The organism is Neorhizobium sp. SHOUNA12A (assembly GCF_023006505.1).
Classification (GTDB): domain Bacteria; phylum Pseudomonadota; class Alphaproteobacteria; order Rhizobiales; family Rhizobiaceae; genus Neorhizobium.
Map to the genome: position 1 here is coordinate 1 of NZ_JALBGV010000119.1, position 13,530 is coordinate 13,530.

General features: G+C 61.9%; 17 protein-coding genes. 8 read left to right on the forward strand and 9 right to left on the reverse strand.

Going from position 1 to position 13,530, the window contains the following annotated elements:
- Positions 1-465: SPOR domain-containing protein (locus MOV63_RS29775; protein WP_247039245.1), on the forward strand; the 465-nt coding region annotated here is incomplete at its 5' end.
- Between the two features lie 54 nt (positions 466-519).
- On the opposite strand, the gene MOV63_RS29780 is transcribed toward MOV63_RS29775, so the two are convergent.
- From MOV63_RS29780 to MOV63_RS29805, 6 genes are all read right to left on the reverse strand, one after another.
- Positions 520-948 carry a glyoxalase/bleomycin resistance/extradiol dioxygenase family protein gene (locus MOV63_RS29780; protein ID WP_247039247.1) on the reverse strand — a complete coding sequence of 143 codons (429 nt, stop codon included), beginning with the start codon at positions 946-948 and terminating at the stop codon, positions 520-522.
- A 115-nt stretch (positions 949-1,063) separates the two neighbouring features.
- Entirely contained in the window at positions 1,064-1,366 is a 303-nt protein-coding gene (locus MOV63_RS29785; protein ID WP_038544399.1) for a type II toxin-antitoxin system RelE/ParE family toxin, read from the reverse strand.
- 3 nt (positions 1,367-1,369) lie between these two features.
- Positions 1,370-1,624 carry a type II toxin-antitoxin system ParD family antitoxin gene (locus tag MOV63_RS29790; protein ID WP_038544398.1) on the reverse strand — a complete coding sequence of 85 codons (255 nt, stop codon included), beginning with the start codon at positions 1,622-1,624 and terminating at the stop codon, positions 1,370-1,372.
- A 61-nt stretch (positions 1,625-1,685) separates the two neighbouring features.
- Positions 1,686-2,141 carry a GFA family protein gene (locus MOV63_RS29795; RefSeq protein ID WP_247039249.1) on the reverse strand — a complete coding sequence of 152 codons (456 nt, stop codon included), beginning with the start codon at positions 2,139-2,141 and terminating at the stop codon, positions 1,686-1,688.
- A gap of 836 nt (positions 2,142-2,977) precedes the next feature.
- Positions 2,978-3,682, reverse strand: a complete 705-nt coding sequence (locus tag MOV63_RS29800; RefSeq protein ID WP_247039250.1) for a glutathione S-transferase N-terminal domain-containing protein — start codon at positions 3,680-3,682, stop codon at positions 2,978-2,980.
- A gap of 85 nt (positions 3,683-3,767) precedes the next feature.
- Positions 3,768-4,628, reverse strand: a complete 861-nt coding sequence (locus tag MOV63_RS29805) for an N-acyl homoserine lactonase family protein (protein ID WP_247039251.1) — start codon at positions 4,626-4,628, stop codon at positions 3,768-3,770.
- Positions 4,629-4,762: 134 nt separating this feature from the next.
- Here MOV63_RS29805 and MOV63_RS29810 point away from each other — a divergent pair, with 134 nt between their 5' ends.
- From MOV63_RS29810 to MOV63_RS29820, 3 genes are all read left to right on the forward strand, one after another.
- Positions 4,763-5,626: a helix-turn-helix domain-containing protein gene (locus MOV63_RS29810; protein ID WP_247039253.1), complete on the forward strand. Its 864-nt coding sequence runs from the start codon at positions 4,763-4,765 to the stop codon at positions 5,624-5,626.
- 73 nt (positions 5,627-5,699) lie between these two features.
- Positions 5,700-6,089 carry a YciI family protein gene (locus MOV63_RS29815; protein WP_247039254.1) on the forward strand — a complete coding sequence of 130 codons (390 nt, stop codon included), beginning with the start codon at positions 5,700-5,702 and terminating at the stop codon, positions 6,087-6,089.
- Positions 6,086-7,339, forward strand: a complete 1,254-nt coding sequence (locus tag MOV63_RS29820; RefSeq protein WP_247039255.1) for an RNA polymerase sigma factor — start codon at positions 6,086-6,088, stop codon at positions 7,337-7,339. Before MOV63_RS29815 ends, MOV63_RS29820 begins: the two co-directional genes overlap by 4 nt.
- A 186-nt stretch (positions 7,340-7,525) precedes the next feature.
- Here MOV63_RS29820 and MOV63_RS29825 read toward each other — a convergent pair whose 3' ends face one another.
- Positions 7,526-7,825, reverse strand: a complete 300-nt coding sequence (locus MOV63_RS29825; protein ID WP_247039256.1) for a DUF1905 domain-containing protein — start codon at positions 7,823-7,825, stop codon at positions 7,526-7,528.
- Positions 7,826-7,977: 152 nt separating this feature from the next.
- Here MOV63_RS29825 and MOV63_RS29830 point away from each other — a divergent pair, with 152 nt between their 5' ends.
- Positions 7,978-8,448 carry an SRPBCC family protein gene (locus tag MOV63_RS29830; RefSeq protein WP_247039257.1) on the forward strand — a complete coding sequence of 157 codons (471 nt, stop codon included), beginning with the start codon at positions 7,978-7,980 and terminating at the stop codon, positions 8,446-8,448.
- Positions 8,449-8,566: 118 nt separating this feature from the next.
- Here the strand turns inward: MOV63_RS29830 and MOV63_RS29835 are convergent, their stop codons facing one another.
- The gene (locus MOV63_RS29835; protein ID WP_247039258.1) at positions 8,567-9,940 is read right to left on the reverse strand and encodes a diguanylate cyclase; all 1,374 of its coding nucleotides are present in this window, start codon (positions 9,938-9,940) and stop codon (positions 8,567-8,569) included.
- 253 nt (positions 9,941-10,193) lie between these two features.
- On the opposite strand from MOV63_RS29835, the gene MOV63_RS29840 reads away from it, so the two are divergent.
- On the forward strand, positions 10,194-11,237 hold the full coding sequence (locus MOV63_RS29840; RefSeq protein ID WP_247039261.1) for an LLM class flavin-dependent oxidoreductase: 1,044 nt from the start codon (positions 10,194-10,196) through the stop codon (positions 11,235-11,237).
- Between the two features lie 69 nt (positions 11,238-11,306).
- Positions 11,307-12,062, forward strand: a complete 756-nt coding sequence (gene map, locus MOV63_RS29845) for a type I methionyl aminopeptidase (RefSeq protein ID WP_247039259.1) — start codon at positions 11,307-11,309, stop codon at positions 12,060-12,062.
- 30 nt (positions 12,063-12,092) lie between these two features.
- Here map and MOV63_RS29850 read toward each other — a convergent pair whose 3' ends face one another.
- A complete protein-coding gene (locus tag MOV63_RS29850; protein ID WP_038544383.1) occupies positions 12,093-12,308 on the reverse strand; it encodes a hypothetical protein in 216 nt (71 codons plus the stop codon).
- A 202-nt stretch (positions 12,309-12,510) separates the two neighbouring features.
- Between MOV63_RS29850 and MOV63_RS29855 the strand changes: the two genes are divergently transcribed.
- The coding region (locus MOV63_RS29855; RefSeq protein WP_247039260.1) for a YbfB/YjiJ family MFS transporter at positions 12,511-13,530 on the forward strand (1,020 nt) is incomplete at its 3' end.

Genomic DNA, 13,530 nt, shown 5'->3' on the forward strand with positions numbered 1-13,530 from the left:
CAGAAGCGGCCGACCGAAGACACCGCGCCGCTCGCCTTCGCGACGCCTTCGCCGCGCAAGGAGATCGCGCTTGGCGTTGCGCCCAAGACGGCGCTCGCCAATCTCTATGCCGCGCCTCCGAACGCCGTTCCCCAGACCACGCCAGTCCAGACCGCGCCAGTCCCGACGGCCCCATCCCGGATGGCGTCGTCTCAGACGATGACGCCACAGCAGCCGGTTGGGTCGCTCTGGCGCATCCAGATCGCCGCCGCCGCCAGCCGCGACCAGGCATCCGCGCTGCTGGAAAAGGCAATGCCGCTGCTCGCCCAAGGGTATGGCCGCGTCGCGCCGAGCGTCGAAAGTTATGCCGATAGCGGCAAGGAAATCTTCCGCGCTCGCTTCGTCGGTTTTGCCGACGGCGATGCCGCCACGCGCGCCTGCTCGGTCCTGCAGGCCAAAGCTATCAGCTGTTTCGTGGTGCGATAAACGGATAGAACCCGCCGCCGGATCACCGGCGGCGCGTTGCTTCCCCGACGGATCTCAGCCCTTGACCGGCGCGTTCATCGCCCAGGCGACGCCGAAGGGATCTCGAACCTGGCCGTAGCGGTCGCCCCAGAACATCACCTGCAGCTCGGTCTCCACCGTCATGCCGGCATCGACGGCGCGTTTCCACCAGAAATCGATGTCGTCGACCGGCAGCATCATGGTGAAGGCCTGCGGCTTTTCGAGCGGGTGGCCGTAATCCGGATAGGGATCGCCGAGCATCACCGAACTGCCGTTGATATAGAGATGGACGTGCATCGTGCGGCCCTGATCATCCACCGGATGAAAGGATTCGATCTCGGCGCCGAGGGCCTTTTTGTAATATTCGGCAGCCTTCATCGCGCCGTCGAGCTGAAGATAGGCGACCACGCCGCCGCGGACGGGCGATGCCACCTGCTTGTCGTTCGTCTGAGCACTCGTATCCATGATTTTCCCTCCTGTTCGGGTCGTTCTCGTCCATGCCGGACGATCCAAGGACGAACGAGAGGAGGAGACGCCGACATGGGGCGGCGATTTTTTTACGCAGTTTCGCCGGATGGAGTTAGGTGTCCCATTTGACCCGCCGAAGATCGGCGGCACCATCGACGATGCGGACAACGCGAACCGTGTCGTCGGCGATCGCGTAGAGGGCGAGCCACCTTTCCACCAGAAGCATGCGGGCGGATTGCGCAATATCGGGCCGCCCCGGTCCCATCTCGGGATGATCCGATAATCGCGATATGCGGGCCTCCAGGCGCTCGGCAACCGCATCGGCCATGGCCACTCCGCTTTTGTCGGCGATCCAGGACCAGATGTCCAACATGTCGTCACGAGCCCGGCTGGAATAAACGACCATCTTGGCCATGGATCAAGGCTTGCCCGCACGTCTGCTGCGGCCTTCGGCCTTGATCGCTTTCAAATCCAGAGGGCGATAATCGCCGCTCTCGACACCTTCGCTCCACGCTATTTTCAGGCGCGTCAGATTATCGGCTGCGTGGTCCTGTTCCTCCAGCAGGCGCAAGGCCTCCTCGACGACTTCGCTCGAAGAGCGATAGTGTCCCGATTCGACCTTGGATTTGACAAACTCGGCCAGATCGTCCGTCAGCGAAACATGGATGTCCATCGACAGCTCCTTCCCTCCAATGATGAAAGCAGTCAGGGATTTTTACAAGCGATTTCGAACTTCAAACCCGTCCCGCAAATTCCTTCACCAGGCCCTCATAGTCCTCCATCGGCGGGAAGGTTTCGTAGGAATGCACGGCCGGTGTCGTCGCCCAGGGCAGCTTTTCGGACGTATAGGTCTCGATGAAGGGCACGAACCATTGCGGGTCGTCGAGCATGGTCGGGCGGAGGTTGACGAACCAGTCCATGCCGACCGGCCTCGTAAACATCCAGCTCTTGCAATGCGGGCAGTGATAGTGGTGGGCGTCGTCGCCATGCAGGCCGCCGATCACCGGCGCACCTTGCGTCACCTCGAACCCTTCAGACGGGATCGCGGCGGAGAGCGAGAAGGCGCTGGCGCTCATCTTCTGGCAGCCGGTGCAATGGCAGGCCATGGTCAGGATCGGCGGTGCGCTGATTTTTAGCCGCACTTGTCCGCAGCGGCATGAACCTTCCATGGGGAGAGTGGGTTTCGGCATGACATTCTATCTGAGCTAGTGTTTGCAAAATCTTTCAAATTGGTGCTGATCGCCAGTTTTCGTTTTCATCAAAACGGCTACCGTTGTGAGCAAAAACTTGCTTCGTAATGGATTCCCAGGAGTTTACCTTTAGGCGAGGTCTTTTCGCCCCTACTAAAGAAGCTGTGGCTTGATTATCAGCAATGGCGTCCAACGCTCGCAAAGTTGGCGGCTCATCGGCTGCGATTCGAGATATCTCCGCATTCCATTGGGCGCACCTTTGTGCGGTAAATTCGGTCTCCGCTTCTACCTCCGCTAATAGCTGATAGTATCGCCTCTGAAGTATCTCGTGAGCGCGAGCTCGCCCCGTAAAATCGAAAACTAGCTGAATGGCGCCTACGACCGCGATGGCCAGGCCCACAAGTGCAATCAGGTTCACATGGCTGTTTATCAGAGTCGTTGCAGCGCTCGAACCGCCTAGAATAGTCAGAAAATTGAAAAAGCGACTCCAACCATCGAGCCATCCTCTTCGAGCTGTATGGTAAAATGCATTCCTCAGCGCCTTGTGCCTTATTTGGAAAGCCAACTCTGAACAGTCTGGCTCCGAAGGGCAGCTCATTTTTTCTTGCCACCTCCGCTTGGCGGCGGCGGTTGATTGCCGTGTCCTCTTGTTTGCCCCAGCGGTTTGGGCCCTGCTGGTATGGGAGTATTCGCGGGTTTGGGTGGGTTGCCGCCAGGTGATTTTTTGTTCACGTGATGCCTCACTTCCGGTTGGATTTGCTTGTTGGATACAACTCCGATTCCAGCGGCTTTTCAACGGGCTTTCTGGCGCTTTCCACAGCTAGAAGCCCATCCTCTCAAGGGCGTTTCGGGATATCCAGGCCCCGCTGGACGGCAGGTCTTGCCAGCGCGCGTTCCAGCCATTCCGGCACGCGCTTCAGCTGGTCGTATTCGACGAATTCGCCGGCGCCGTAGAAGCCGATCAGGTTGCGCACCCAGCCGAGCATGGCGATGTCGGCGATCGAATATTCGTCGCCCATCACCCAATCGCGGCCCTCGAGCCGGGTTTCGATGACGCGGATGATGCGGTGCGATTCCTTGGCGTAGCGGTCGCGCGGGCGCTTGTCCTCGATGTCCTTGCCGGCAAACTTGTGGAAGAAGCCGAGCTGGCCGAACATCGGCCCGACGCCAGCCATCTGGAACATCACCCACTCGATGGTCTCGTAGCGACGGGCCGGATCCGGGGACATCAGCTTGCCGGTCTTTTCCGCCAGGTAGAGGAGGATCGCGCCACTCTCGAACAGCGCCAGCGGCTTATCCCCGGGGCCGTGCGGATCGAGGATCGCCGGGATCTTTCCGTTCGGGTTGAGAGATAGGTATTCCGGCCCCCAGGTCTCATTCGCGCCGATATTGATGAAATGCGGCTCGTAGGGCAGGCCGATTTCTTCCAGCATGATCGAAACCTTCACGCCGTTCGGCGTCGGCGTCGAATAGAGCTGCAGAACGTCCGGGTTCTGAGCGGGCCATCTGGAGGTGATCGGGAAGGCGGAAAGGTCGGCCATATCGGGGTTCCTTGGGAGGCAGAGTTTTTGTTCCCGCGGAATATAGCCACCGGCGCGCGATGCGCCAGTGGCGATCTCATCGAAGTCAGCGGGCGCTGGCCGGGAAAGCTGGCAGCTTGCCGATATCGTCTGCGTCGTGCTGGACGACCAGCTTTGCGTTCAGCTGCTTGGCGATCCGGTTCATGCGCTCCATCGAGGCGAGGCTTTCGGCCCGGTCGATGTTGAAGGGCGGCACGCCGTTGTTTCCGATCTGCTCTTCGAAATGCACGACGTCACCGGAGAGCAGGACCGGTCCGCTCTGCGGCAGTTTGACGAGCAGCGCCGTCTCGCCCTTGGTGTGGCCAGGCATGGCGAGCATCGTGACGGAACCGTCGCCGAACACGTCGCGATCGCCCGACACCGGGTCGATCTTTGCCTTGCCGTCCATCCAGGGCTGGACGAGCGCCGGCATGACCCCGAAGGGCAGGGGATTTTCGTGCAGGCTTTCCCAGTCGCCGGCGCCGATCATCAGCGTCGCCTTCGCAAAGGTCGAGGCCTGGCCGAGATGGTCGAAGTGGTTGTGGCTGATGCCGACGATGCCGATCTGGTCCGGCTTGATACCGATCTTTGCGAGCTGGGTCGGGATGTCGACGGAAAGCGATGGCGCGAGCGGCTGGGTGAGGTCCGGCGCCTTGCCGATCAGGGCCGCCGGCAGGCCGGTATCCCAGAGCAGGTAATCGGCGCCGTGGCGGATCACATAGCAGCTGTCGGTCAGGGTGCGGCTTTCGCCTTTATAGGCGAACGTATCGGAAAAGCTCGACAGGTCCTTGACCACGATCGAGCCGCAATCGAGCCGCCACAGTTCGAGATCGGCTGCGGCGCGAGCGGAGCCCGACAGGGTGAAGAGGGCGACGCCCGCGGCCAGAACGGAAGCGCCAAGGGTGGATAGAGTGGCTAAGGTCTTCATCAAAAGTCTCCTGCGTTGAAGCCACGCCTTCTGCCTGCTTTCGACATCCCGTCAGGGCCGGATTTTTAACCGCTTGAGCCCGAAACGCTCACCTGAAGTGTTTTTCATCGTCGGTCCTGCGCTATACTGCGGCGATGAACCTGATCGTCACCCAGCGTCTTCCCGATCTTTCCCGCCGCCTGCTCGACCGTCTGCGCCCGATGGTGGCGGGGCGTCTCAAGCCCGGCATGAACGCTTATACGGAGCAGCTGTTCATCTATTGCTGTTTCGACCGGGAGAAGGTGAAGGCGCTGGAGCTCGAAGATCCGATGATCGGCATCGTGCTCTACGGGCAGAAGGAAATCTGGTTCGGCGACCGGACGCATGCCTTTTCCCCGGGCTCCGTTTTCGTCCTGCCGCGCAAGGTGCCGATGGATGTCGTCAACATTCCCGACGAGACGAACGGATTCTACGTCGCACTGCGCCTCGACGTTCCGTCGCTGCCGGAAGGGATACCGCCGCTCTCGACGGCGGAGCGGCTGAAGGGCGGCGAACTCGGCAATTTCGGCGTGCCGCTCAGCGAGGGTCTGGTGGAGGCGCTCTGTCATGCGGCCACCACGATTGCCGACGGGGCTATCGGCGAAACGATCAAACGGCTGCGGATGGCCGAGGTGCTGGCATTGCTCCGCCCGTTGCCGGAAGCGCGGCTGCTGTTCCGCCAGAGCCTTTCGGACGAGATCGCCTGGCTTATCGCCACTGCCCCTTCCGAACAGTGGAGCATAACCGAGGTCGCCGAACAGATCGGCATCGGGGCCTCAACGCTGCGGCGTCGCCTTTCGCTGGAGGGTGCCTCGTTCCGGACCATCCTGCGGCGGGAGCGGCTGAAGGCGGGCCAGAACGCCATATCCTCAGGCGCCTCCAGCATCGCTGCGGCGGAGGCGGCCGGTTATGCCTCGCGGTCGCATTTCTCCCGCCGTTTCCGCGAGACTTTCGGTACCAGTCCGACCGGTCGGCCCTGATCCATCAAAAAATTGCTGCACCCTGTCGGCAGCCGCGCTAATCCTTCGTCTTCATTGAGAGAAGGAGCTACGCATGCTTTACGCCATCCTTTGCTACGCCCATGAGGAAACCGTCTTCGCCTGGTCCAAGGAGGAAGAGGATGCCGTCATGGCGAGGCTCATCGAGGTGCAGGCGCCTTACGCGCAGGCCGGCAAGCTCGGCCCGGTCGGACGGCTGATGCCGACGACCGCTGCGACGACCGTGCGAAAAGGCAAGGAAGAACCGCTGGTGCTCGACGGGCCGTTTGCGGAAACCAAGGAAGTGCTGCTCGGTTTCTACACGCTTGATGTCGAGACGCTGGAAGAGGCGGTCGCCTTTTCGAAGGCGCTTTCGGTCGTCAATCCCGGATCCAGTTCCTACGAAATCCGGCCCTTCTACGTCTTCCATCCCGGCGAAATCAAAAATAGCGAGACCAAGACATGACAGATATTGCCTGGATCGATCTTGCCCTGACGGCCGCCCGGCCGCAGGCGCTCGGCGCGCTCCTTCGCTACTTCCGCGATCTCGACATCGCGGAAGAGGCCTTCCAGGAGGCGTGCCTGCGCGCCATCAAGACCTGGCCGGACAAGGGGCCGCCGCGCGATCCGGCCGCCTGGCTGATCTTCGTTGGCCGCAACAGCGGCATCGACGTGGTCCGCAAGCGCTCCAAGAACGATCCATTGCCGGAGGAGGAAGCCTTCTCCGATCTGTCCGATGCCGAGGGCGACATGGCCGACCGGCTCGACAATTCCCATTACCGCGACGATATCCTGCGGCTGATGTTCATCTGCTGCCATCCGGACCTTCCGGCGACCCAGCAGATCGCGCTGGCGCTCAGGATCGTTTCCGGCCTCAGCGTCGCCCAGATCGCCCGCGCCTTCCTCGTCGGCGACAGCGCCATGGAGCAGCGTATCACTCGCGCCAAGGCGCGCGTCGCCAAGGCCGGCGTGCCGTTCGAGACGCCGGGGCCTTTGGAACGGGCGGAGCGGCTCGGCATCGTCTCGTCGATGATCTATCTCGTCTTCAACGAGGGATATTCCGCCGGCATCACCAATCCTGACAGCGCCGCATTCTGCGATGAGGCAATCCGGCTTGCCCGGCTGCTGCTGCGGATCTTCCCGGCCGAACCGGAGATCATGGGGCTGCTGGCGCTGATGCTGCTGCAGCATTCGCGCGCCAGAACGCGCATCGACAAGGATGGCCAGATCGTGCTGCTCGAGGACCAGGACCGCAGCCGCTGGGACAGCAAGCTGATCAACGAGGCCTTGGCGCTGCTCGACAAGGCGATCCGCCACCGCAAGCCCGGCCCCTATCAGGTCCAGGCGGCGATCTCGGCGCTGCATGCGCGCGCGCCGACGCCGAAGGACACCGATTGGAAGGAGATCACCATGCTTTACGGCCTGCTGGAGCGCATCCAGCCGTCGCCGGTGGTGACGCTCAACAAGGCCGTCGCGGTCTCGAAGCTCGAAGGGCCGGAGGCGGCGCTCGACATGATCGCGCCGCTTGCCGACAAGCTCGACGGCTATTTCTATTTTCACGGGGTCAAGGGCGGACTGATGATGCAGGCCGGCCGCAAACCCGAAGCCCGCGAGGCCTTCGACCGGGCGATCGCGCTTGCCAATTCCGCCGCCGAATGCGCCCATATCCGCCAGCAGATCGACAAGCTCGGCGCGGTGACGCCACTGGTGGAGTAGGGAGGGCAATCGCAGGCAGGGCTGCCCCTCATCCGGCTGCCGCCACCTTCTCCCCGCGCGCGGGGAGAAGGACGCAAGACGCGCCGGCCTGCCTCGATCATCGGCGACGAATGGGGCAAGTCCCCTCTCCCCGTTTTTACGGGGAGAGGGTTAGGGTGAGGGGCAACCGCAGATACAATGCCCCCGCTACCGCCTCGGCTGCCGTAACGTCATCTCCACGGCAATCGTGTCGCCTGCGGTAATTCCGGTCTTTTTCCGCACCGCGTCCTTCAATGGCAGGAGATAGGTCTCGTCCTTAGGGAAGAGCGACGTGTAGAACGAGACGCCGACTACGGTGGCGTCGACCGGGATCACGCCCCAGCCGTAACTCACGAGCTTCGATAGCCGCCTGATCTCCTCCGCATGGTTCAGCGGGAGCGGCGCGAAGAAGAAAGGGGACGGGCCGCGCCAGTGGATCACCTCTGCCTCGAATCTGAACTGGGTCACGGTTCCCCTCCCGGTGTCTGCCATCCCATTCCCGAACATGTTTGCCGCAGACCCTAAAAAAATTCCATGACACTTGTCGGATATCGTTCTCGTCACACGTCCTAGGTTCAACATCGGATGAGATGTTTTGTGAAACTCGAGGGAGACCGACGATGACCGAGAATACCGCCAAGCACGCCCTGCAGATCGTCCGCGAAATGAACGTGCCGGCTGACAAGCTCTACAAGGCCTGGACCACGCCGGAACGCATGGGCGAATGGTTCTGTCCGCAGCCCTGGAAGGTGACCGAAGCCCGGATGGACGTCCGTGCCGGCGGATCGAGCTTCATCCTGATGGAAGGGCCGAACGGCGAGAAGATCCCCAATTATGGGATCTATCTGGAAGTGGTGCCGAACAAGAAACTGGTCTTCACCGACGCCTATACCAGCGCCTGGGTGCCGTCGGAAAAGCCGTTCATGACTGCAGTCATCGAATTCGAGGACCTCGGCAACGGCCGCACGAAATATATCGCGACGGCCTATCACTGGACCGAGGAAGACAAGAATGCTCATCAGCAGATGGGCTTCGAGGAAGGCTGGGGCATCGTTGCCAGACAGCTCGAAGAGATCGCCAAGACGTTCTGAAGCACGAGTTGCCGCCCGGGTGAGGCTCGGCGGCTTCGCCAACCTCAAGGCGCTTTCGGGATTGATTCAGAAGGCTGCCGTAAGTCTTTGAAAACGGATTCGAACTTCGTTTGGCAAATCACCGGGTGCCGGGGCGCCGGGTCACTCGGGTACGGGGCTCCTCCGGTTCCTGCGCCTGGGGGATCAGCGCTTCCGGTATCGTCAGGCTCGAATAGACGCGGTTGCGGCCGTTCTTTTTTGCCATGTAGAGAAGCTGATCGGCGGCGTTGAGCTGGTTGCCGAAGGTCTCGCGCTCCTCCATTTCCATGACGCCGATGGAGATCGTCACTGATATGTCCTTGTCCTGCAGCGGGATACTGGTGGTCTGGACGCGGGTGCGGATCTGTTCGCAGAAGGAATGAGCCTGGAAGGCATTTGTATCCTTCATGTAGATTGCGAACTCTTCGCCGCCGAGGCGGGCGGCGAGATATCGCTTGTCGATGGTCATCTCCCTGAGGGTGCTGGCAAGACGCTTCAGCACTTGGTCGCCGGCCTCGTGGCCGTAGGTGTCGTTGACCGACTTGAAATGGTCGATGTCGAGGATGGCAACCGCGTCGTTTGGCGGTGCAGGCTCCAGGGGCGGGTTCTTTTCGAAGAAGAAGCGGCGGTTTGCGAGACCCGTCAGATGGTCTCGTTCCGCCAGATAACGCAGCCGCTTCAGCTGGGTCAGCGTTTCGACATTGTTGTCGATGCGGCATTGCAGCTCTTCCGGGACGAAGGGACGGTAGATGAAATCCGACGCTCCGGCTTTCAGGAAGCTTGCGGAAAGGCCGCGGTCGGTCGAAGACGAAACCCCGATAATGCGCAGCTCGTCCGAAGGCCGGGTAACGCGAATGCGCTGTGTCAGCTCGTGTCCGTCCATGTCGGGCATGTGGTAGTCGGTGATCACCAGTTCGATCGACGGATTGTCGGCAAGGATATCCAGAGCCTGCTTGCCGGAGTGCGCTTCGAGGACACGAAAATTCTGCCGCTGCATGATCTCGACCAGACCGGAACGGGCCCATCTCGCGTCATCGACGACGAGAACGGAGAAGGCGTTGTTGGTCAGGATGCGGTTCACGGTTCTGACGACCGTATCGACCGTCGTGTTGTCGCTCTTGACGATGTAGTCGATGATCTTCCGCTCGGTGTAGCGGATGGTGGTCTCAGTCTCGGAGGTTGCCGTGAAGACGATTGTCGGAACCGCGTATTCGGCCAGCAGGGCAAGGATCTCGCCGTTTGGCGCATCGGGCAGGTTGAGGCCGGTCAGGGCCAGGGTGAACTTCTGCCCCTCCAGCAGCATACGAGCTTGAGCCAGGCTCGCACAGCAAAAGGTCCTGCCGGCAGTCTCCCGCTCGAGTCGTTGTCGCAGCAATGCCGAAAGGGCGGCGGAATCCTCGACGATAAGGATGTCATTCGACGATTGCAGGTTCGGAACGTCCGAGTCCGGCCGATTTCCGGTGCCGTCATTCATTCGATTTACCTAAACTATTGTCTCTGCTGGCCGGGGAGTCTATGCCCGATCGATTACCATTCCCTTAGGTGCTAAACCGATATTTGTGTCCGAAATCTTACAGTCCCGTGCGAGTTGTCAAATTATGGCACAGGTGCTGCCGGTCGGCCGCGCGCCTATCCATTCCATCGAACGATGCCTTCGAAAGAATAGCATTTGCGCTGAAGGTGCCCGATAACTATCTGACGGGCATCAACGAATGGATTTCTTCAAGATGGAACTCGGACTTCATACTTTTGGCGATGTCGATGCCGCAGCACTGGACAAGGGCGCGGAAGGCGCAAGGCGGATCAAGGATCTGCTGGAGGAGATCGCACTTGCCGACCAGGTGGGGCTCGATGTGTTCGGGCTCGGCGAACATCACCGCCCGGACTATGTTGTCTCGTCGCCCTCGACCGTGCTTGCCGCGGCAGCCGCGATCACCAAGAATATCCGGCTGACCAGCGCCGTCTCGGTGCTCTCGTCCGACGATCCGGTGCGGGTCTTCCAGCAGTTTTCGACCGTCGATCTGATTTCGAATGGCCGGGCGGAGATCATGGCGGGCCGCGGCTCGTTCATCGAATCCTATCCGCTATTCGGCTACGACCTCGGCGACTATGACGAGCTGTTTTCCGAAAAGCTCGACCTGCTGCTCGCCATCCGCGATCAGGAGATCGTCACCTGGCAGGGGGAGAAGCGCGCGCCGATCAACGGCCGCGGCGTCTACCCGCGCCCGCTGCAGAAGGAATTGCCGATCTGGATCGCCGTCGGCGGCACGCCGCAATCGGTGGCGCGGGCAGGGGCCATGGGCCTGCCGCTTGCGGTTGCCATCATCGGCGGCGAGTATCCGCGCTTCGCACCCTTCTTCAACCTCTACCGGGAGGCTGCCCGCCGCGCCGGCCAGGATCCGGCCAAGCTGAAGACCAGCATCAACGTGCATGGTTTTATCGCCGATACGACCGAGGCCGCTGCCGACCAGTTCTACGGTCCGCAGGCGGAGGTGATGAACCGCATCGGCCGCGAGCGCGGCTGGGGGCCGACCAACCGCGCGCATTTCGACGAGGCGCGCTCGGCGCTCGGCAATCTCTTCCTCGGCGAGCCGGAACTGGTGGCCGAAAAGATCATCGCCGCCCACAAGGTGTTCGGCATGGACCGGTTCCTGCTGCAGATGGCGATCGGTCCGATGCCGCACGCCCAGGTGATGCGCGGCATCGAGCTCTACGGCACGAAAGTCGCGCCGCTGGTCAGAAAAGAACTGGGGTCGTCAGAAAAGAATTGACGGGCTCGGCCGATGGCGCGAAACCGGCCGCCTGATCGAGTTTGAACACGTTAGGATGTTAGGCAGACCATGGTTATCTCCACCGAAGACGAACTGGCCAAGCTGAAGGATATCGGCAGGCTTTGCGCGCAGGCGATGGAGACCATGGCGAAGGCACTGGAACCGGGGATCACTACCCGCGAACTCGACGCGATCGGCCGCAAGTTCCTGGAGGACAATGGTGCACAATCGGCGCCGGAGACCTGCTACCAGTTTCCGGGCGCCACCTGCATCAGCGTCAACGAGGAAGTCGCCCACGGTATTCCGGGCGACCGGGTGATCCAGGCGGGCGACCTCGTCAATATCGACGTGTCGGCGGTCAAGGACGGTTTTTTCGGCGATACGGGCTCCTCCTACGCCGTGCCGCCGGTGAAGCGCGAGATCGAAAAACTCTGCCGCGACGGCCGCCGGGCGCTCTGGACAGGGCTGCAGCAGGTCAAGGCCGGCAAGCCGCTTTCCGGTATCGGCAATGCAATCGGAAACTTCGCCAAGAAGAATCGCTATACGCTGATCACCAATCTTTCGAGCCACGGCATCGGCCTGACGCTGCATGACGAGCCGAAGGAAATCCCCACCTGGCCGGATCGCCACGAGACGCGCTCGATGGAAGACGGGCTGGTGTTTACCATCGAGCCGTTCCTGTCACTCGGCGCCAACTGGGCCGAGGACGGCAGCAATGGCGATCCCTGGACGCTCTACAGCGACCCCAGGGCACCCACCGTGCAATATGAGCATACGATCGTCGCGACCCGTAACGGACCGCTGATCCTGACGCTTGCAGATTGAGGGAAGACTTCTGCCGTCACGGCAGGTCGGTCAGTTGTGCTTGTTGGCGCCCGACACGGCATCGACGCGACGATAGAAGGCGTCGGTGCGCTCCGTCTGAAGGTTTCCCAGCATCTGGCGCGCATAGACGCGGGACGCACTCTGCAGCAATTGCGCGAAAGCGGCGTAACCGACAGCGTCGGCCTGGCGAAGCTGGGCGATCAACGGATCGACGAGCACTTCGGATAGGGTCAGGTCATGTTCCATGCGCATGCCTCCGCGCCCCGATGGCGATGGCTCAGAGATTGGCTTGCTTTCATGTCAGCAGCAAGACGGTTTCGGTCATGCACTGCACCAAATCGTCGCGGCACATGCACGATCGCTTGTGTACCGATCCATCATTCCGGTGCATCGCTGCAATGAAAATTCCTTATTTGCCGCGACCGGGCGCGGCTGCGATAACCGTGCCATGCTGCAGATCAATACGAGTTATTCGCACCGCCCCCTGTTGATCGGCTTTGCCGGCGCCATCGCCATGGCGGCGGCGATGGGTTTCGGGCGTTTCTTCTACACGCCGATCCTGCCCGGCATGATGACCGGCATTCCGCTTTCGGCGGCCGATGCGGGGTATATCGCGGCGGGCAATTTCGCCGGTTATCTCGCCGGCGCCATTCTCTCCGCCTATGGCTGGGCGGCGGGGCGCGAGCGCAATGTGGCGCTCGGCGGGCTTCTGGCGACCGCGATCCTGCTTGCCGCCATGGCCGCGACGGACTCCGTCGTCGCCTTCATCGTCATCCGGTTTCTGGCAGGCCTTGCGAGCGCGCTTGCGATGATCTTCACCTCGTCGATCGTGCTGCCCTATGCGGTCGGCCGCGACAATGTGAACGTCCTGCATTTCGGCGGCGTCGGGCTTGGCATCGCGCTCTCCTCGGCGCTGGTCTTCGTCGTCAATACGATGGTCGGCGATGGCGCGCACGGCTGGCGGACGAACTGGCTCGCCGGTGCGGCGATCGTGCTCGTCGTGCTCGCCGTTGTCGCGTGGATACTGCCGAAACAGGCGATCGGCACCGGCTCGGCGGTCGAACCGCCGCTTAAATGGCGCAGGCCGCTCGTGCTGCTCACTGCCTCCTACGGACTGTTCGGCTTCGGCTACGTGATCACCGCGACCTTCCTCGTCACCATCGCGCGGATGGGGAATGCCGGCCCGGTCGTCGAATTCCTCGCCTGGTTCCTGACCGGCTCGGCGGCGGCCGTTTCACTCCTGCTCTGGCGGCCGGTGGTCAACCGCTTCGGGCTCGGCAAAACCTATGCCACGGCGCTCGGCCTGCAGATGATCGGGGTGCTCGGTTCGGTCATGCTGCCGCCGACGGCGGGTGCGCTTGTCGGCGGGCTGCTGCTCGGCGTCACCTTCATGGTGATCACCGCCTACGGGCTGCAGATCGGCCGGAAGCTTTCGCCGGAAAGCCCGCGCCGGGCACTCGCCTCCGCC